Below are 19529 nucleotides of genomic sequence, written 5' to 3'. Positions count from 1 at the left end.
CGAGGCCGCCTCCGATGGGCGGGGCGTCGGCGGACGCACGGGGAGCCACCAGTGGCCGAGCGCGGGTCGGGGCCCGGCGGCGGCTGAAGGTCCGCCACGCGCGGCGCTGAGCGTCCGGCCACCGACCAGTGGTCGACTGACCGGTCAACGCGATGCCGCACTGGTCAACTGACCAGTGCGGCATCGCTCGTTCGGGTCCGGGGCGGCGTGGGGAGCCGCCCCGGAGCCTGTCCGACGGGTGCGGGTTACCGGGCCCCGGTCTCCCCCGCGTGCGCCTCGGCCTCCCTGGCCTCGTCCGCCTCGATCTCCGCGTCGCTCTCGCCCGCGTCCCGGCGCCGGATGTACTCCAGCACCTTGTCCAGCTCCCGCTTGACCACCGGGGCCAGCAGGTAGAGCCCGATGATGTTGAAGAGCGCCGCGGCGAAGAGGACGGCGTCCGCCAGGTCCACCAGCACGCCCAGCGAGAGCAGCGCGCCGGTCACGATCACCGAGCAGAAGATGATCTTGTAGATCATCTCCGACGTCTTGCTGTGCCCGAAGATGTGGCCCCAGCTCTTCAGCCCGTAGTAGCCCCAGGTGATCACCGTGGAGAAGGCGAAGAGGATCACCGCGACGGTGAGTATCTGCGGGAACCAGGGCAGCGCCGTCTCGAAGGCGTCGGAGGTGATGGAGATGCCCACCGAGGTGCCGGAGACACCGTCGCCCTCGCCGCTGGCCACCGCGTCACGGGCGTCGTTGTACATGCCGCCGTCCGCGATGATGATGGTCAGCGCGGTCATGGTGCAGACGATCACCGTGTCGACGAACGGCTCGATCATCGCCACCAGCCCCTCGGTGGCCGGCCGCTTGGTCCGCACCGCCGAGTGGACGATCGGCGCGGAGCCGACGCCCGCCTCGTTGGAGAACGCCGCGCGCTGGAAGCCGACGATCAGGGCACCCAGCAGACCGCCGGCCACGCCCTCCGGGTTGAAGGCGCCGGAGAAGATCGCGCCGAACGCGTCGGGCACGTGGCCGATGTTGAAGCCGATGACCGCCAGGCAGGCCACGACGTAGAGGATGGCCATGCTGGGCACCAGCCGGCTGGTGACGGCGCCGATGGAGCGCATCCCGCCGATGAGGACCAGCGCGACCAGGGCCGCCGCCAGCAGGCCGAAGAAGATGGCACCGCCGCTGGTGTTGAAGAAGCTGTCGTCCTTGCCGGTGACCGCGACCAGCTGCTCCAGCGACTGGTTGATCTGGAAGAGGTTGCCGCCGAAGAGGGTGAAGAAGAGCAGCATCGCGGCGGAACACCAGGCCAGCACCTTGCCCACGCCGGCCATCCCGCGCTCGGCGAGGCCCTTGCGCAGGTAGAGCATCGGCCCGCCGTTGACGGTGCCGTCCTCGTTGAACTCGCGGTACTTCACGCCGAGCGTGCACTCGACGAACTTGCTCGCCATGCCGAGCAGGCCGCAGACGATCATCCAGAACGTCGCGCCGGGACCGCCGATGGCGACGGCTATCGCGACACCCGCGATGTTGCCCAGCCCCACCGTCCCGGAGACCGCCGAGGTCAGCGCCTGGAAGTGGTTGACCTCGCCGGGGGCGTCCGGCTGGTCGTACTTGCCCCGGACGAGGCGCAGCGCCTTGCCGATGTGTCGGACCTGGGCGAGCCCGAAGTAGATACTGAACACCAGCCCGGCGACGGCGAGCCAGGCGACGATGATCGGGAAGTCGGCGCCGAAGACCGGAACCTCATAGAAGACGATATCGCCCAGAACCTCGGATACCGGCTCGAAGACGTCGTTGACTTTCTCGTCAACCGTCTCGGTCCAGGAACTTTCGTTGGCCATGTGCACCTCTGGCAGCCTTTTCGTAACGATCGAGAGGGGGGAAGCCGGCACCGCCGGCTCCCAGTTGCCCCCACCTGCCCAGGCTTCGGAAAGCTAACCCAAGAAAGCCGATAATCTCTCTGGCGAACGAAAAGACCCGACGAAAGGACGTCGCGCGCCCCGCGCGGCCGTCACTGCGACGGGAAATCCGGCCCCCGAGGGCACACTTGGCCGTGCCCGCACGGCGACAAATGGAAGGGGAAACGGGCATTCGGCGCCCGCTTCGCCGCCTTCCGGGCACGGAATGCGGAGCGCGGAATCCGCCTCCCATTACCGGCGCCCGGACCCGACCGGGGAACCGCCCCGGCCGCGCGTCCGCCCCGGCCGCGCGTCCGCCCGGGGCGCCGGCGGCTCAGCCCGCGGGCGTGAGGTCGCCGCGCGTCCGCAGATGCGTGGCGAGCGTGATCTGCTCCGTGGTGCGCGAGGGCCGCCCCAGGCGCTCCAACGCCAACTCCGCGGCGGCCTCCCCCATTCGCGCCGGGTCGTAGGCGACGACGCTGACGTCCATCGCCTCGGCCAGCTCGAAGTCGTCGAAGCCGAAGAGCACCACCCGCGAGGGGTGCGCCCGCACGGCGCGCGCCGCGCCCGCGGTCGCCCGGTTGTTCGCCGTGAAGACGGCGGTCGGCGGGTCCGGCAGCGCCAGCAGCTGGCGGGTCGCCGCCTCGGCGCCCTCCACGTCCGCCGCGTCCTGCCTGATCAGCTCCGGGTCCGTCGGGAGCCCGGCCGCCCGCAGCACGTCCTCGTAACCGCTGCGCCGCTCCGCGTGTGGCCGCAGCCGCGAGGAGGAGCCGACGAACGCGACCCGCCGGTGTCCGGCGTCCACGAGCGCACGCACCGCCTGGGCCGCGCCGCCCCGGTTGTCCAACGTCACGAGGTCGCTGACCGCGTGCGACAGCGGGCGGTCGACCGCGACGATCGGGGTGCCCAGCTCCCGCTCCCCGTCCAGGTACGAGTGGTCGTCGGCGATGGGCACCAACAGCAGGGCGCGGACCCGGCGTTCGAGCATCGCCGTGACCGCCTGGGACTCGCGTTCCACCAGGTCCTCGGTGGCCGCCAGCAGCATCGTGAGGTCCTGACGCGCCAACGCGCGCTCCACGCCGGAGGCGACGGAGGCGTAGAACGGGTTGGTGAGGTCGCCGATGACGAAGGCGACCGTGCGGGAGGTGCCCCCGGTGCGAAGGTCGCGGGCGACCGCGTTGGGCCGGAACCGCAGCGCGCGGGCGGCCCGCAGCACCCGGTCCCTGGTGTCGGGGGCGACGTTCTGCCCGCCCGACATGACGCGCGAGACCGTCTTGCGGCTCACCTCGGCCAGCCGCGCCACATCGTCCAGCGTGGGCCTGGCCACGACGTCGACCGCGCTGGGCTGAGGCGGACTGTCCATCGAGGTCATGGCGGGAAGAGTAGCACCGGGCTGTGGGCCTGACCACAGCGCTTTCCACGCAGGTCACCGCGATAAGACGGCAGAATTAACCGCTTAAGTCAAGGGCTCTTGCCGCAATGGCTCCAGCTGACAACGTGAGACACGTTCGAGGGGCCGACGGTCTCGCACCCGCCCCGTCCGAGATCCCGGACGGCCGGTCCGCATTGCCCTGGTATGCCCCTCCCCCCCAGCCTCGCGCACGCCCCACCCCGGGGCCGCGGCCTTCTTTCTCCCCGTCACGACATCGTGGGCCAGGTCACCGGCCGCCGCGTCGACCGACCCCCGGGGGTGTGCGGCGATCGACCGTGAACCGGGCGCGAGTTGCCACGGAAACGGTCACACCCACTCTTACATGTGGTTGTTCTGAACCGACCCCATAACACCATCGATCAACAAGCCGTAACAGAATCGACCTTGACAGCCCGTGCCGGGGTCGTCAGACTCTTGCGTCGTGACATCGATGTCAACGGCCGTTCGGGACCGCCTGGACGGGGCGGGAAGGACGCTCGGAGCGTACCGGACGGCGCCCCCACCGCGTCCCGCCGCCGCTGATCAAGGCGGTGTTCACGGTCGCTCTCCGCTGCCGGGCGCGCGCGTGGTCGACGCGTCGCGCCCGCGCCCGCGTTGGCCCTCGTGAGCCAGTCGCTGTCACACACGGTCTCCCGAGCCCCGTCCCACGGTGCCGAGACCGCCACCACCTCGGGCCCTGGAGCCCGTGGGCACGCCATGGAGAACCGGAGGAACGATGAAGATCCGAGGCAGGACGACCAGAACCCGGTGCATAGGCGCGGCGACGGTGGCACTGGTCACCGCGTTCGGCGCCACCGCCTGCGGTTCCGACGGCGGCTCCGGCACCGGCGAGGGCGAGGTGGAGGTCTTCACCTGGTGGGCCCAGGGCAGTGAGAAGGAAGGCCTGGACGCGCTCGTCGGCGTCTTCGAGGAGCAGCACTCTGACCTGAAGTTCGTCAACGGCGCGGTCGCCGGCGGCGCCGGCAGCGACGCGAAGAACGTGCTCGCCTCCCGGCTCCAGACCAACGACCCGCCCGGCACCTTCCAGGCGCACGCCGGTGCCGAGCTGACCGACTACATCGAGCAGGGCGACATCGAGCCGCTCACCGACGCGTACTCCGAGGAGGGCTGGGACCAGCTCTTCCCCGAGAGCCTGCTGGAGCAGATCGAGCAGGAGGGCGAGTACTACTCGGTTCCCTCCAACATCCACCGCGCCAACGTGGTGTGGGCCAACCCGGCGGCGCTTGAGGAGGCGGGGGTCGACCCCAACGCCGAGTACGCCGACCTGGACGCCTGGATCGCGGACCTGGAGAGGATCGAGGAGGCGGGCATCACCCCGCTGTCGATCGGCATGGACTGGACCCAGGTCCACCTGCTGGAGACCGTGCTCCTCGCCGACCTCGGCACCGACGGCTACAACGGCCTGTGGGACGGCACCACCGACTGGGCGGGCGCGGAGGTGACCGAGGCGCTTGAGCACTACGAGACGCTGCTCGGCTTCACCAACTCCGACCGCCAGTCCCTGGACTGGCCGGACGCGACCCAGCAGGTCATCGACGGCACCGCCGCGTTCAACGTGATGGGCGACTGGGCGGAGGCCGCCTTCGCCTCGCAGGACAAGGCCTTCGGCGAGGACTACACCACCTTCCCCGTGCCCGGCACGGACGGCGTCTTCGACTTCCTGGCCGACTCCTTCACGCTGCCCGTCGGCGCCCCGAACCCGGACGCCTCGCGCGCCTGGCTGGACACCGTCGCCAGCGCCGATGGACAGCAGGCGTTCAACGCGGCCAAGGGCTCCATCCCGGCCAACCTGGAGGCGGACACCTCCGAGTTCGGCGAGTACCAGCAGACCGCCATCGAGTCGTTCGCGCAGGACCCGATCGTCTCCTCGCTGGCGCACGGTTCGGCCGCCTCGGTCAGCTGGCTGACCGACATCACCTCCTCCATCAGCCAGTTCGGCAGCGGCGGTGACGTGGCCTCGCTCCAGGAGGACCTGGCGTCCACGGCCGAGGGCCACCTCGCCGACTGACCGACACGCACCGGGGGCCGGTCCGTTCCGGGCCGGCCCCCTTGATTCCTTTTGATTCCTTGGAGGTGAAGCGTGCGCAGACGGCTCCAGAACTTCGGACCGCCGTTGCTGCTGATCGCGCCGTCGGTCGTGCTGGTCGGGGTGTTCGTCTACGGCCTGATCGCCGTCAACGTCAACACCTCGCTGACCGACCGCCACTCCCGCGCCCCCGCCGACGGCTATGTGGGCCTCGACAACTACAAGGCCCTCTTCTCCGACGAGGACTTCCAGCACGCCCTGGGCAACCTGCTCATGTACACGCTGGCCTTCCTGGTCGGCGCGCTGTTCTTCGGATTCCTGTGGGCCTGGCTGCTGGAGCGGGGCGCCCGGGGTGAGGGCATATTCCGCACCATCTACCTCTTCCCGATGGCGGTGTCGTTCATCGCCTCCGGTGTGGTGTGGCGCTGGCTGCTCAACAGCGCGGAGGGGGACCGTGCCTCGGGCATCAACCGGTTGTTGGACTCGACCGGCCTCGGGTTCCTCCAGAACTCCTGGTGGAGCGACGAGAACTGGGGCATCCTCGCGCTGACACTGCCGGCGATCTGGCAGCTGTCGGGATATGTGATGGCGCTGTTCCTGGCCGGATTCCGGGGTGTCCCCGAGGAGCTGCGCGAGGCGGCCCGCGTGGACGGCGTCACCGAGTGGCAGCTGTACCGGCACGTGATCTTCCCGCAGCTGAGCCCGGTCGCGCTGTCCGCGATCATCATCGTCGGGCACATGTCGCTGAAGGTGTTCGACCTGGTGATGGCGATCGCCGGCCAGACGAACTACACGACGCAGGTGCCGGCGACCCAGATGTGGATCGAGTTCACCCGGGGCGACTACGCGCTCTCGGCGGCCATCGGCACGGTGCTGCTGCTGATCGTCGCGGTGCTGATCGTGCCGTATCTCGTCTACACCTACCGACAGGAGCGCAACCGATGAGCACGGTCTCGACCGCGCCGCAGCCCGTGGCTCCTGCGCCGGCCTCCCCGTCGAAGTCGGCGCGCGCCCGGCGGAGCCGTGGCATCCAGGTGCTGCGCTACGGCCTGTTGCTGTTCTTCCTGATCATCGTGATGATGCCGGTCTACGTGCTGCTGGTGACCAGCTTCAAGGGCCCGGGCGACGCCAGCCCGGACCGCGCGTGGCTGCCGCCGACCGAGCTGCACCTGGACGGGTGGCGCACGGCGTGGGAGCAGCTGTCGCCCGCGCTGGGGCGGACGTTCGCGCTGGTGATCCCGGCGTCGCTGATCAGCGCCTGCCTGGGCGCGATGAACGGGTTCGTGCTCTCCCGGTGGCGCTTCCCCGGCGCCAACCTGGTGTTCACGCTGATCCTCTTCGGGATGTTCATCCCGTACCAGGCCGTGATGATCCCGCTGATCGAGCTGATGCAGGACCTGGGCGTGCAGAGCGGCGTGCCGAGCCTGATCGTGCTGCACGTGGTCTTCGGTCTGCCGATCACCACGTTGATCTTCCGCAACTACTACGCGGGTGTGCCGCAGGAGATGATCGAGGCGGCCCGCGTCGACGGCGCGGGGATGCTGCGGACGTTCCGTTCGGTGGTGCTGCCGCTGTCGGTGCCGGCGTTCGTCGTCACGCTGATCTGGCAGTTCACCTCGGCGTGGAACGACTACCTGTTCGCGTTGTTCTTCTCGAACGCGCGCAACGGCCCGGTCACCATCTCGCTGAACTTCCTGGCCAGCGGTCAGCTCCAGGACTACTCGGCGAGCATGGCGGGCGCGCTGATCGCGTCGTTCCCGACGTTGATCGTCTACATCGTGCTGGGGCGGTGGTTCCTCGGCGGGCTGATGGCGGGCTCGTTGAAGGGCTGACTCGTCGAGGGACCGACTCGTGGAGGGGCCGAGGGGCCGGGCGGCGCGGAAACGCGTGCCGTCCGGCCCCTCGCCGCGCGTCGGGCCGAGGTGAAGGACCACCCCGGCCCCCGCAAGGGGCGCGGGGAGCTGCGCGAGCACCCCACGACGGACCGCACCCGACACCCCACCCAGGCCACGCACGTGAACAGTCGACCGTTAGGGGGGTGGGTGGGGGCAGGCCGGGTTCGTGGGAGTGTGTCCACCGCGCTCCGTGTTATGACGGTGTGTCACCCCACCGGCATGTCGCGGAGCTTCGCTTGTTTGATGACGCTGCGGATCTGATTCGCCTCGGGACGCTGGCCGGCGTCGAGGTCACCGCCGAGGTGGAGCTGTTGCGGTTGGCCGTGCAGCACGCCGTGGCCGGCACCGGCGGTCTCGGGGGCTTCGCCCATCTCCGGCAGGGCGCGGGCGTGCCGCTGCGGCTGGCCACCGTGGTCGGGCTGCCGGTCACGGTCGCCAGGCGCTGGGACCTGCTGCCCGAGGAGTCCCCGACCGCGCCCGCCGTCGCGCTGCGCGAGGGCGGGCTCCGCTGGGCAGCCGCGTGGCCGCCCGGTGGCGAGCCGGAGGGCTCGGCCTGGGGTGCGGTGGAGCGCGTGGGGGTGCTGGCGCTGCCGGTGTGGGGGGACGAGGGGCCGGCCGGGGTGCTCTCCGTGCTGGCGGCCGACCCGCCCGAGCCGCGGCGCGCGTTTCTGCGGCGGCTGGCCGAGGTGGCGGGCGAGCGGCTGGGGTCGGTCGCCCACCAGCGTCCCGGGGAGCCGGCGCCGTGGCGGCGGCCGACGCCGACGGCCGCTTCGCGGACGCGGAGCGTTCCGGTGGCGATGTGGTCCTGGGACCTGGCCACCGGGCTGATGGAGCACGGTCCCGAGGCGGCGCCGCTGCTGCGGCTGGCGGGCCTCGACCCGGAGCATTGGGACCACAGGGCGGGCACCCTGATGGCCCGGGTCCACCCGGACGACCGGCCGGCGGTGGAGGCCGACGTGCGGCGTGCCATCGCCGAACGGAAGGTGCTGGCCGTGGAGTTCCGGGTGCGGGACACCTCGGGGCACAGCAACTGGCTCTCGTTGCGCGGGCAGTTCAGGTTCGACGCGCAGGGCGTGCCGACCCGGCTGGAGGGGCACTCCTGGGACATCACCTCCTCGCACTCGGTGCTCCAGTGGCTGCCGACGCTGCTGGAGAACCATCCCGACCCGCTCTACACCTTTCTCGCCGACCGCGAGGTGATCTGGTCCAACCGGGCGGCGAACGCGATGGCCGCGGCATACGACCCGGGCCATCCGGAGGACGTGGCGGGGTGGTTCGTCGGTGGCCGTGCGGGTGAGGAGAACGCGCGGGCCGTCCTGGACGCCGCGTTCGCCTCCGCCGGGACGCTGGTCACCCACGAGTTCACCGCCCCGGCGGCCGTGGCGCCGGCGCCGCGTGCCTGGCGAGCCCGTTCGGGACGCATCGGGGAGCACATCGCCGTCCAGTTGATGGACATCAGCGCCCAGCACGACACGGAACGGGCGGCGGCGCTGCGTGCCCAGCAGGTGGACCGCTTCCGGGAGGCGATGGCCCGCGCGGTGCGGGCGAAGGACGCGGCGGCGGCCGTCGCGGAGCATGTGCTGCCGATGGTCGACGCGGACGGGCTGCTCGTCTACCAGTACCAGGCGGAGGCGACCGAGCTGATCGGCTCCGCCGGCTACAGCGCCGAGCGGCTGCGGGAGTTGGAGGAGAGCGGGGTGGCGCCCATGGGGCGCGGGTTCCCGGCCTCGGAGGCGCCCACGTTCTACGGCTCGCCCGAGGAGCTGACCCGGCGGGCGCCGGAGATCGCGGACGTGGTGCGGGCCGGGGGCCGGCAGGCGTGGTTCTCGTTGCCGCTGGCCGTGGCGAACGAGAAGGTGGGGCACTGCGTCCTGTCCTGGAACCGGCCGCACGCCCTCGGCACCGAGGAGTTCAGCCTGCTGGCGACGCTCGGCGGGCTGCTGGCCCAGTCGTTGGAGCGCGGGCGGTTGTTCGACCGGGAGCACTCCAGGGCGCAGGCGCTGCGGCAGGCGCTGCGCCCGTGGGAGCTGCCGATGCCGGTCGGGGTGACGGTCGCGGCGCGGCGGCACCCGCTGCGCCAGGCGGACCGGTTCGGGAGTTGGAGCGCGGCGCTGCCGCTGCCGAGCGCGCGGACGCTGCTGGTCAGCGCGAGCATCGGCAGCGACGGGTTGCGGGCGGCCGTCGCGATGGGGCAGTTGCGCACCACGGTCTCCGAACTGGCGCGCCTGGACCAGCCGTTGGACGAGCTGGCGGCGCAGGTCAGCGAGTGCGAGGTGGTGACCAGGCTGGGGCGCGACCCGGAGGCGCCGTGCCCCACCCTCCTTCTGGCGCTCTACGACGCGACCAGCGGGCGGCTGGACGTGCTCAGTGCCGGGCATCCCGTTCCGCTGCTGACGTCACCCGACGGCCGCACGGAGGTGTGCCGGGTCCCGGTCGGGGTGCCGTTGGGGGCTTCGGCCATCCCCTACACGACGTGGCGGACCGAGGTGGCGCCCGGCTCGCTGCTGTGTGTCTCCACCGCCTCCCTGACCGTGGACGGCGCGGGTGAACGGCCGGCCCGGGCGCCGGCCGGGGCGTTGGAGGCGGTGGCGGGGGCGCCGGCGGAACGGGCGCTGCCCCTGCTGGAGGAGCGCTGCGAACGGGTCTGGGACTCGATGGGCGAGGCGCCGGAGAGCGGCGCCACGCTGCTGCTGGCGCGGCTGGACCGGCTGCCTCCGGGGCGGCAGGCGACGATCAAGCTGCCGTGCGAGCCGGCGTCGGCGGGGCTGGCGCGGCGTTGGCTGGCGGAGCGGCTGGTCGAACTGGGCCTGGAGAAGCTGGTGTTCGTCGCCGAGCTGTCGGTGAGCGAGCTGGTGAGCAACACCGTGCGGCACGCCTCGGGGCCGATCCGGCTGCGGCTGCTGCGTCTGACGGACCGGCTGGTCGTCGAGGTGTACGACCACAGCCAGTCGGCGCCCCGGCTGCGGCCGTTGAACCTGCTGGCGGAGGAGGGCAGGGGGCTGCTGCTGGTCGCGCAGACGGCGGAGGCGTGGGGCTCGTTCTTCACCGAGGACGGCAAGTGCATCTGGATCGCGCTCGCCCTCGAAGGCCCCGGTGGCGCGGGGGCGTTCGAGGGCGACGCGGAGTCCGGCTGAGCGGCGGGCGCGGGCGTGCCGCGGGCGCCGCACGGGGCGCGTCACGCGGGCGCCGCGCGGGGGCCGGTCACTGGGCGCAGGTGGCGCCGTCCTCGGGGGCGGTCAGGTCGATCAGGTAGGCGGCGGCGGCCTCGTTGACGCAGGCGTTGGCGCCGGAGCTGACGACGGTGTGGCCCTCGCCCTCGACGGTGAGCAGGGAGCCGCCGAGGGTCTCGGCGAGGTTGACGCCGCCCTGGTGCGGGGTGGTGGGGTCGCCGGTGATCGAGACGACCAGGGTCTCGGGCAGGCCCTCGATGTCCTGCGCGTACGGGTACCCCAGGCTGGGCTCGACGGGCCAGTGCTCGCAGGAGTCGCGGACGCCGTCGGTGACGTCGACGCCCGGGTCGGTGAACGGCGCGGAGTCCAGGACCGCGGTGCGGAGTTCGGCGCCCTGTTCCGGGCTCAGCCGTTCCTCGTCCGCGCAGTTGATCGCGTAGTTGGCCTCCGACATGTTGGGCCAGGCGCCCTCTTCGTCGCGGCCGGCGAAGTCGCGGTTGAGCTGGAGCAGGATGTCGCCCCTGCCCTCGCGGAGTTCGGCGAGGCCGTCGGTGATCAGCGGCCAGGCCTCCTCGCTGTAGAGGCCGGCGATCACCCCGCCGACCGCGCTGTCGAAGGTGAGCCGCTGGTCGAGGGCGGGGACCGGCTCCTCGAAGAGCGGGCGGACGAGCTCCTGGAACCTCTCGGTCGCCAGCGCCGGGACGTCGCCCAGCGGGCAGCCGCCGCGTTCGGCGCAGTCCGCCGCCATCCGTTCGAAGGCGCCCTGGAATCCGGCGTAGGCGCCGACCCGGCGTTCGTACGTGCCCTGCATGGGGTCGATCGCACCGTCCAGGACCATGGCCCGCACCCGCTCGGGGAACTGTTCGGCGTAGACGGCGCCGAGCCGCGTCCCGTAGCTCTGGCCGAGGAAGCTCAGCTTCTCGTCGCCGAGGGCGGCGCGCAGGATGTCCATGTCGCGGGCGGCGTCGCGGCTGCCGAGGCGGGTGAGCACCTCGATGCCGCCGGAGCCCTCAGCGCAGCGTTCCATCAGCGCGCGGGTCTCCTCCTCGGTCCACTGGACCGTGTTGCCCTGGCTGCTGAGCGGCACGTCGCCGGTGTCGGCCTCCGCGTCGGAGTAGCAGTCGACGGCGGGCTCGGAGGAGCCCACCCCGCGCGGGTCGAACCCCACCACGTCGAAGCGTTCGGTGATCGGGCTCTCGGCGAGCGTGAGGCTCGTGGTGGCGGCGCCGAAGAGGCCGGAGCCGCCGGGGCCGCCCGGGTTCGTCACCAGGGAGCCGATCGCCTCGCCCCCGGCCGGCACGCGGTTGACCGCCAGCCGCAGGGTCTCGCCGTCGGGGTCCTCGTGGTCCAGGGGCACGGTCAGCAGGGCGCACTCCATCCCCTCGACCGCGTCGTAGACGGTCGACTCGGCGGCTGTGTTGGCGTACCCCTCGCACGGTTCCCACGCCAGTTCCTGCGCGTGGAACTCCTCCAGTCCCGAGGTCCGCGCCCCGTCGTGCGCCTCCCCGTCCGGGTCGGCGTCGGAGGAGCACGCGGTGAGCGGCAGCAGCAGCGCCGTGGCGACGAGGCCGCCCTTCGCTCGGCGCGAGGGGCGGGTCCGGGTCAGCATGGGGTTCCCTTCCGGTAGAGGCGTCGGAGGACGCGTCGTGGGGGCGCGGTGGGGCACGGTGGGGCACGGTGGGTAACGGCCCCCCGGCGCGGCTCTTCCGCGGCGGCGGTCAACCGCCCGTGGCGCCGGGGTCGTTGGCTCGGCCCCCCGGGTCCTGGTTTCCAGCTCACACCGTGCCCCGGGGGCAGGGTCAAGGAGCGCCCGACAAACCCCCGTGAACCGTGCGTTCCCGGACGGGGAGGGAGGGGGCGGGGGGTTGCCCTGGTAGATAACGTTCCTGTTACGGTGGCGGGTAGAGGCCCAGTCCGGCCTCCTGGCAGGGGCTGGTCGGTACGTCGGCCCCACCTGGCGTGTTCCCCGCCGTCCCGCCGCGCGCAGCGCACCGGGTCTCGTGAGTCGCCCCGCTCCCTCACGAGAAAGAGAAGTCGTGCCGCAGGAACCGCAGACCGGCGTCCCCCACGCCCCGCGTCCGCCCGCTCGGAGTGCCCGAAGTACCCGGCGTGCCTGGAGTGCTCGGAACGCTGGGACCGCTCGGACCGCTCGGACCCGCGAGGGGGGCGCGCCGGCCGACGGCCGGGACGCCTTCCTCGACAACGCCAAGTACCTGCTGATCGTCCTGGTGGCGGTCGGCCACGCCTGGGAGCCGCTGGAGGAGAGCCAAACGCTCCGGGCCCTGTACCTCTTCGTCTACACCTTCCACATGCCGGCGTTCATCCTCATCTGCGGCTATCTCTCGCGGAGCTTCACCGGCAGCCCGCGCCAGCTGCGGCGGCTGGTGTCCGGCGTGGTGGTGCCCTACGTCGTCTTCGAGACGGCGTACTCCCTCTTCGAGCGCCGCTTCGGCGACGACCCGAACCATCCGATCAGCCTGCTGGACCCCTGGTATCTGACCTGGTTCCTGGCGGCGCTCTTCGTGTGGCGGCTGACGGCACCGCTGTGGCGGCGGCTGCGCCACCCGCTGCCGCTGGCGCTGCTGGTGGCCGCGTTGGCCACCACCTCGCCCGCCATCGGGCAGGACCTGGACCTCCAGCGGACGCTGCAGTTCCTGCCGTGCTTCGTGGTGGGCCTGTGCCTGCGGCGCGAGCACCTGGAGTGGGTGCGGCGCCGGGAGGTGCGGCTGCTGTCGGTGCCGGTGGTGGCCGCCGCCGCGCTCACCGCGTACTGGGCGGTGCCCCGGGTGGAGACCGACTGGTTCTACCGCCGGGCCAGCGCCCAGGAGTTGGGCGAGCCCTGGTGGAACGGTCCGATCATGTCCCTGTCCCTCTTCGGCTGCGCGATGCTGCTGACGGCGGCGTTCCTGGCGTGGGTGCCGGCGCGGCGCACCTGGTTCACGGTGCTGGGGGCCGGCACGATCTGCGGCTATCTGCTGCACGGTTTCCTGCTGACGGGCGCCGAGTACGGCGGGTTCTTCGAGGCCTACTCCTGGCCGCACGACCCGGCCGGCACCGTTCTGCTGTCGCTGGTCACCGCGTTGGCCGTCACGCTGATGTGCTCCCCGCCGGTCCGCCGGCTGCTGCGGCCGGTGACCGAGCCGGACCTCCGCTGGGCCTTCCGCTCCGAGACGCCGGACGAGACCCGTTCCGCGCCGGGGGAACGGCCGGAGGCCAGGCCGGGGCCGGAGCCGGCCGCCCGGACGCGGGACACCTCCGAGACGCCGGACGGCTCGGAGGCACGGGACACCTCCCTGGGCACCTCCCGGAGCACCTCCCTGGGCACCTCCCGGGCGTCGGAGGCCAGCAGGGGGTGAGCCCCGGCGTGCGCGCGGGGGCGTGCACGGGGGCGCTCGCCCGGTCGTTCAGATCAGGCCGGAGCGGACGGCGTGGGCGACGGCCTGGGAGCGGTTGCGGACCTGGAGGCGGGCCATCAGGTCGTAGAGGACGTTCTTGACGGTGTGCTCGGAGCAGGACAGGGCACGGGCGATGGCGGCGTTGCCCTGCCCCTCGGCGACCAGGGCCAACACGGCGGTCTGGCGCGCGGTCAGCGGGGAGTCGGGCTGCGGCAGGTCGCGTCCCGCGCCGGCCAGCACGCGGACCAGGGTGTCGTGCGACATCCGGCCCTCGCCGTGGTGGGCGGAGCGCACGGCGGCGCGCAGCCGCGCGGGGGTGGCCTCGGCGCGGGAGAGGATGACGAGCACGCCGGCGCGCAGGGCTGTGCGCGTGCCCTCGGGCCGCACGGTGTTGGCGATCACCAGGTGCGGGCCGGCCGGGCCGGCGCGGCCCGCGCGCAGCGCGTCCTGGACGCTGTCGCCGGCGGCCACCGACAGGGCGCCGCGCGGGGCGAGCGCGACGCCGGCGTGGCGCAGTGCGGTGGCGACGGTGGTCCGCAGCCGGCCGGGCGCGGCGAGCAGGGTGACGGCGGCTTCGGGCGCGGCCCCCCGGGGGTGCGGGCTGTTCACAGCAGGCCCGCCCGCAGGGCGTAGGCGACGGCGTGGGCGCGGTTGCGCAGCCGGAAGCGGTGGGTGATGTCGTGCACGACGGTGGTCACGGTGCGGGTGGAGTAGCAGAGTTCCCTGGCGATCTCACCGGTCTCCATACCGTCGGCGACCAGCCGCAGCACGGCCCGTTCGCGTTCGCTCAGCCCGTTCGCCGACCAGGCGGGGGCGGGGGGTTCCGAGCCGGCGCCCAGGAGTTCGCCGAGCAGGTCGATCGGGACGGTGCAGTCGCCGCCGGCGACGGCGAGCACGGTGTGCGCCAGGCGCGCGCCGCTGGCCTCGCGCCGGCGCAGCACGCCGCGCACGCCGGAGGCGACCGCGTGCAGGGCGTCGGCCGGGGTCAGGTCGGCGACCACCAGAACGACCTCGGGACGCGGCGGGGTGTCCCTGATCTCCCGCACCAGGTCGAGCACGGACGGCGCCACCTGGTCGGCGACCACGACCGCGACCCGGGCGTCCCCGGCGACCGCGGGGGTGGCGCTCGGCTCCAGGGACACCTCGGGGCTGGCGGCGAGGGCGCTGCGGGTTCCGGCCTCCAGGACGGGGTCCGTCGCGACGACGCTGACGCGCACCGGGTCACCCATGGGGTTCCTCCTCATGGTCTCGGCCCCGGGAGACCCCGCGAGCCACTGCCTCCAGCGTCGGCGAACGGCGGTCCGCGCACATGGGGTATCGCCACCCAATTTCGTGGCGGCGGCGGGGAGTCGGCGGCGAGAACGGCGGGGAGTCGGCGCGAGTCGGGGCGCGAACGGCGGAGTCGGGGCGCGAACGGCGGGCGCGCGGGCGTGGGAGCCGGCCGCCCCCGAGGGGTGGGGGCGGCCGGCTCCGGAGTGGGCGCGTCAGGGGGCGCGTCAGGGGATGCTCGGGAGGTCCTCCGCCTCGGGGTCGGGCAGGAAGTCGGGGACGGGGACGCCGAGGCCGGCGCGGTGGGCGCCGGTCAGCACCAGGTCGGCCACGGCCAGGTCGAGCACGCCGAGGCCGAACGGGGAGAAGACGGTGAGCCGCTCGGCCGCGCGCGGCGCCGGGTGCGGGTCGCGCAGCAGCGCGCCGACGGTGGTGCGGATGAACTCCCGGTGGCCGACGCGCTGTTCGGCCAGGTGCAGGGAGGTCGCCGCGCGGCAGACATGGTCGGGGTCGTCGACCACGTTGTCGGCGGCGAGCACGGTCGGGATGCGGATGTCGCGCAGCGACAGGTGGAGCACCAGCGTGCCCGGCCGGCAGGGCGCCAGGTCGAGATGTGGGACGGCCGCCGTGGTGGCGACGCTCACCAGCCGGTGCGCGACCAGCGCCGACTCGACCCGGTCGACGACCCGCACGGTCAACGCCGCGCCGTACCGTCGCGCGCAGCGCGCGGCGAACGCCTCGGCGCGCTCCCGGTCCAGGTCGAAGACCGTCACCTCGGAGAGGCCGGGGACGGTCAGACGCAGAAAGTGGAGGGTCTCCGCGTTGATCACCCCGCAGCCGACCAGGCTCACTCCGGTGTCCCGGGGCACGCCGGGCAGCGCGGCGGCGGCCAGGGCGGCGCTCGCGGCGGTGCGGCGCGCCGAGATGGTGGCGCTCTCCAGCACGGCCAACGGGCGGCCGGTGAGCAGCGAGTTGAGAATCATCGTCGCCGAGGCGCGGGGCATCCCCTCGGGGACGTTGCCGGGGAAGGACGCGATCCACTTCAGCCCGGCGACCGGGCGGCGCCCCTCCCCGCCGCCGAGATAGCCGGGAAGCCCGATGATCCGGTCGTGCGGGTTGTCGGGGAAACGGAGGAAGACCGAGTGCGGCAGCGCGGTGTCGCCCGCGGAGTGCCGCAGATAGGCGTGGCGCACCGCCGCGAGAACGGCGTCCTCTGCGCCGTCCAGCACCCGCCTGACGTCCCGGTGTCCGATGATCAGCACGAGGCCACCTCCACGGTGTCTTCTTCCTTCCAGAGGGGGCCGACGTCGCCGAAGTGGGCCGCGACCCAGGCGTCGTCGTAGATGGTGTCGAGATAGCGCTCGCCGCTGTCGGGGAAGACCAGCGCGCAGTGCGCCCCCGCGGGGATGCGGGCGCTCAGCCGGGTGAGGGCGCTGACCACCGCGCCCGAGGAGCCGCCGGCCAGGATGGCCTCGCGGCCGACCAGCCGCCGGCAGCCGACCAGGCAGTCCAGGTCGCTGACGTGGACCACCTCGTCGGCGAGCCCCGGACGGTAGAGCCGGGGCGCCTCGGCGGCGCCGTGCCCGGGGATCAGCCGGCGGCCCACCGGCGGCCGGAAGATCGCGCTGGCCTCCGCGTCCACCGCGACGATCCGCACCGGCAGCCCGGCCTCCCTGGCGTACTCGGCGCAGCCGCGCAGCGTGCCGGCCGAACTGACCGTCACCAGCAGGTAGTCGAGGCGCCCGTCGAGCGCCTCGACGATCTCCCGCATGGTGGTGCGGTGCGCCCAGGCGTTGCGCGGGTTGGCGTACTGGTCGGGGCAGTAGGCGTCAGGCAGGGAGTCGACCAGGTCGCGCACGTACCGCTTGCGCGCCGGCAGGTACTCGCCGGTGGCCGGGTCGACGCTCTCCACGGTGCGCACCTCGGCGCCGAGCGCCCGCATGATCGCGACATTCTGCGGGTTGGTCCTCGGGTCGACGACGCAGACGAAGCGGAGGCCCAGGTAGCGGCACGCCTGGGCGAGGCCGATACCCAGGTTGCCCGAGCTGGACTCCACCACCACCGTGCGCCCCGGCACGACGGCGCCCGTGCGGACGGCCTCGGCGACCATGGCGCCGGCAGAGCGGTCCTTGATGCTGCCGCCCGGGTTGGCCGCCTCCAACTTGGCGAACGTGCGGAACGCGCTGCCCGGCAGCAGCTTCGTCAGCTCCACCAGCGGGGTGCCGCCCACGGTGGACAGCACCCCGGAGGCGTAGCCGACCGACGGTGGCGTGGCATCGAACGTGGCGCGGTTCATCGCCTGACGTCCCCTCTCCCCTTTCCCGGTCTCCCGGTCTGGCTGTTTCCCGGTCCGGCTGTCTCCCCCGGTCCGGCTGTTTCCCGGATCGCCCGACGCCGGCGGTCAGCCGGCCGACTCGGTCTCGGCCATCCGGCGGCGCAGCGACGCCGGGCGCATGTCCGTCCAGATCTCCCCGACGTGTGCGAGGCACTGCTCCCTGGTGCCCTCCGTTCCCTCCGCGTACCAGCCCAGCGGCAGTTCACGGTCGGCGCGCCAGAGGGAGTACTGCTCCTCGTCGTTGCGCACCACGAGGTAACGGTGCTCGTCTTCGCCGTCGCCCATCGTCCGTCCTCCCATGTCACGGTCGGCTCTCTCGCTCACCCGCTGAGCGTGCCCGCCGGGCGGGCGCGGCCATAGAGACAAACGGGCAGCGGTCTCGGCGCGCGGCGCCGCGTAGCGGCGTGGAACGGGGCGACCACCCGCCGCGGCGGCGCACGTGAGTCGTCGACCTCGGCCCGCCACCCAGCATTCGCGCAGTTCCCCGCGCCCCCAAGCCGCCCACCGACAGTGCAGGGGCGCGGGGAACTGCGCGAGCAACCACACACCGGGCCGAGGACGACAACCCACCCAAGCCACGCACGTGAACAGTCGGCCAACCCCCGCCACCCAGCACTCGCGCAGTTCCCCGCGCCCCCAAACAGGCCGCCACCTACCGAACATGAACCCGCAGCTGACCCACCACGCCCACCACAACCAAGGGGCGCGGGAAACCGCGCGAGCAACCACACACCGGGCCGAGGACGACAACACCCCCTACCGCGCCACCGCCTCCGCGGTGGCTTCCGCGCGCACCGAGGGGCTGAGGGTGGCGAAGAGCGCGCACAGCAGCATCCAGCCGCTGAGCACCCCGATGGTGGACTCCGCGCCGCGCCAGCTCAGCAGGTAGCCGCCCACGACGGAGCCCAGCGGGACGGCGCCGAAGGCGACCATGCCGGCGGCGCCCAGCACCCGGCCCCGCAACCGGTCGGGGGTGACGGCGAGTTGGTAGGCGGAGGTGGCGACGTTCCACAGCGGGCCGACGAAGCACATCAGCGCGTAGACGGCGCCCAGCACCAGCGGTTCGTCCGCGACCAGCAGCAGCGGGACGAGCGCCGCCCAGGCCCAGTTCGCGCCGACCACCACGGTCTTCAGGGAGATCCGCGCCACCACCGCCGGCGCGGCCAGGGAGCCGGCCAGCCCGCCGACGGCGGCGACGCCCAGCATCAGGCCCACGGTCGCCGGCCCCGCGCCGCGGTCGGCGGCGAGCACGATGACCACCAGGAACAGCGCGCGGAAGAGGAAGTTGCTGCCGGCGACCAGCAGCGTGGTGGCCCGCAGGAACGGCTGCCGCCACAGCCACACCGCGCCCTCGACGAACTCCCGGCGGCCCAGCGCCGCCCGTGCCGCGCGCGGCTCGCGGGCGCGTTGGAAGTCGCCCCTGATCAGCAGCAGCGCGACCAGCGACACCAGATAGGTCACCAGGTCGAAGAGGAACGGCACCGCGCGCCCCAGTCCGAAGAGCGCGCCGCCCAGCGGCTGCCCCAGCATCGCCGCCCCCCTGGCGCGCGCCTCGTTGCGGGAGAGGGCGAACGTCACCTGGGTGGGGTGCACCAGGTGCGGCACGGCCGAGGCCGCAGCCAGCCGGTAGGTGACGGCGAGCACGCCCTCGACGAAGCCGACGACCAGGATGTGGGGCAGCGTCAGCCGGCCCGCGAGCAGCGCGGCGGCGAGGCTGCCGATGGCCCCCACGCACAGCAGGTCGCACCCGATCATCAGCCGTCTGCGGTCGACCCGGTCGACCACGACGCCGGCCGGCACCTGGAAGAGCAGCTGCGGCAGCAGCGCGACGAAGCCGGCGAGCCCGGCGTCGCCCGGCGCGCCGGTCAGGGCCAGCACCAGCAGCGGGTAGGCGACACCGGAGGCGTTCGAGCCGAGCATCGACACGGCCGAACCGGACCACAGCAGCAGGAAGTCGCGGTTGCGCCGCAACGGGAGCACGTCTCGGGGCATGGCCCCGATCGTCGGCAGCGGCCCCGGCCCGGTCGTAGAGAAGAACCGGCGGCGTCGACGGCCGACCTCGCTGCGCGCGACGGCACCGCGCCGGCCCTGCCGTTCCCCCCACCGCGCCCGGCACCGTGG

General features: G+C 73.0%; 13 protein-coding genes and 1 pseudogene. 5 read left to right on the top strand and 9 right to left on the bottom strand.

The annotated features are described in order from the left end of the window. Window positions 1–245: 245 nt before the first annotated feature. Window positions 246–1829 carry an alanine/glycine:cation symporter family protein gene (locus FH715_RS18530; protein WP_139646744.1) on the bottom strand — a complete coding sequence of 528 codons (1584 nt, stop codon included), beginning with the start codon at window positions 1827–1829 and terminating at the stop codon, window positions 246–248. Between the two features lie 391 nt (window positions 1830–2220). Further along, entirely contained in the window at window positions 2221–3258 is a 1038-nt protein-coding gene (locus FH715_RS18525; protein WP_139646743.1) for a LacI family DNA-binding transcriptional regulator, read from the bottom strand. A 775-nt stretch (window positions 3259–4033) separates the two neighbouring features. Here FH715_RS18525 and FH715_RS18520 point away from each other — a divergent pair. The 4 genes from FH715_RS18520 to FH715_RS29335 all read left to right on the top strand — a co-directional run bounded on the left by FH715_RS18520 (window position 4034) and on the right by FH715_RS29335 (window position 10373). Further along, the gene (locus FH715_RS18520) at window positions 4034–5326 is read left to right on the top strand and encodes an ABC transporter substrate-binding protein (protein ID WP_139646741.1); all 1293 of its coding nucleotides are present in this window, start codon (window positions 4034–4036) and stop codon (window positions 5324–5326) included. Window positions 5327–5398: 72 nt separating this feature from the next. Next, window positions 5399–6289 carry a carbohydrate ABC transporter permease gene (locus FH715_RS18515; RefSeq protein WP_139646739.1) on the top strand — a complete coding sequence of 297 codons (891 nt, stop codon included), beginning with the start codon at window positions 5399–5401 and terminating at the stop codon, window positions 6287–6289. Further along, entirely contained in the window at window positions 6286–7176 is an 891-nt protein-coding gene (locus tag FH715_RS18510) for a carbohydrate ABC transporter permease (protein ID WP_139646737.1), read from the top strand. The genes FH715_RS18515 and FH715_RS18510 overlap by 4 nt, the downstream gene beginning before the upstream one ends. A gap of 299 nt (window positions 7177–7475) precedes the next feature. After that, entirely contained in the window at window positions 7476–10373 is a 2898-nt protein-coding gene (locus FH715_RS29335; protein ID WP_139646735.1) for a SpoIIE family protein phosphatase, read from the top strand. 67 nt (window positions 10374–10440) lie between these two features. Here the strand turns inward: FH715_RS29335 and FH715_RS18500 are convergent, their stop codons facing one another. Next, window positions 10441–12018, bottom strand: coding sequence for an alpha/beta hydrolase (locus FH715_RS18500; RefSeq protein WP_139646733.1), 1578 nt, complete (start codon window positions 12016–12018; stop codon window positions 10441–10443). A 427-nt stretch (window positions 12019–12445) separates the two neighbouring features. Here FH715_RS18500 and FH715_RS18495 point away from each other — a divergent pair. Further along, window positions 12446–13594: pseudogene (locus tag FH715_RS18495) on the top strand (acyltransferase family protein); the annotation flags it as partial. A 219-nt stretch (window positions 13595–13813) separates the two neighbouring features. Here FH715_RS18495 and FH715_RS18490 read toward each other — a convergent pair. From FH715_RS18490 to FH715_RS18465, 6 genes are all read right to left on the bottom strand, one after another. Further along, on the bottom strand, window positions 13814–14413 hold the full coding sequence (locus FH715_RS18490) for a helix-turn-helix transcriptional regulator (RefSeq protein WP_139646729.1): 600 nt from the start codon (window positions 14411–14413) through the stop codon (window positions 13814–13816). Beyond that, window positions 14410–15033: a response regulator transcription factor gene (locus FH715_RS18485; protein WP_139646727.1), complete on the bottom strand. Its 624-nt coding sequence runs from the start codon at window positions 15031–15033 to the stop codon at window positions 14410–14412. Before FH715_RS18485 ends, FH715_RS18490 begins: the two co-directional genes overlap by 4 nt. Before the next feature lie 267 nt (window positions 15034–15300). Further along, window positions 15301–16335, bottom strand: coding sequence for a 2,3-diaminopropionate biosynthesis protein SbnB (sbnB, locus tag FH715_RS18480; RefSeq protein WP_139646726.1), 1035 nt, complete (start codon window positions 16333–16335; stop codon window positions 15301–15303). Continuing rightward, complete coding sequence (gene sbnA, locus FH715_RS18475) at window positions 16329–17369, bottom strand: 2,3-diaminopropionate biosynthesis protein SbnA (RefSeq protein ID WP_139646724.1); 1041 nt, start codon at window positions 17367–17369, stop codon at window positions 16329–16331. The genes sbnB and sbnA overlap by 7 nt, the downstream gene beginning before the upstream one ends. A 105-nt stretch (window positions 17370–17474) precedes the next feature. Then, window positions 17475–17693: an MbtH family protein gene (locus FH715_RS18470; protein WP_139646722.1), complete on the bottom strand. Its 219-nt coding sequence runs from the start codon at window positions 17691–17693 to the stop codon at window positions 17475–17477. Window positions 17694–18164: 471 nt separating this feature from the next. Then, a complete protein-coding gene (locus tag FH715_RS18465; RefSeq protein ID WP_139646719.1) occupies window positions 18165–19400 on the bottom strand; it encodes an MFS transporter in 1236 nt (411 codons plus the stop codon). Window positions 19401–19529 lie beyond the last annotated feature (129 nt).

Source organism: Streptomyces sedi (genome assembly GCF_006335015.1).
Classification (GTDB): Bacteria; Actinomycetota; Actinomycetes; order Streptomycetales; family Streptomycetaceae; genus Streptomyces; species Streptomyces sedi.
The sequence above is the reverse complement of the archived record's forward strand: the minus strand, read 5'-3'. Positions and strand labels throughout refer to the sequence as shown.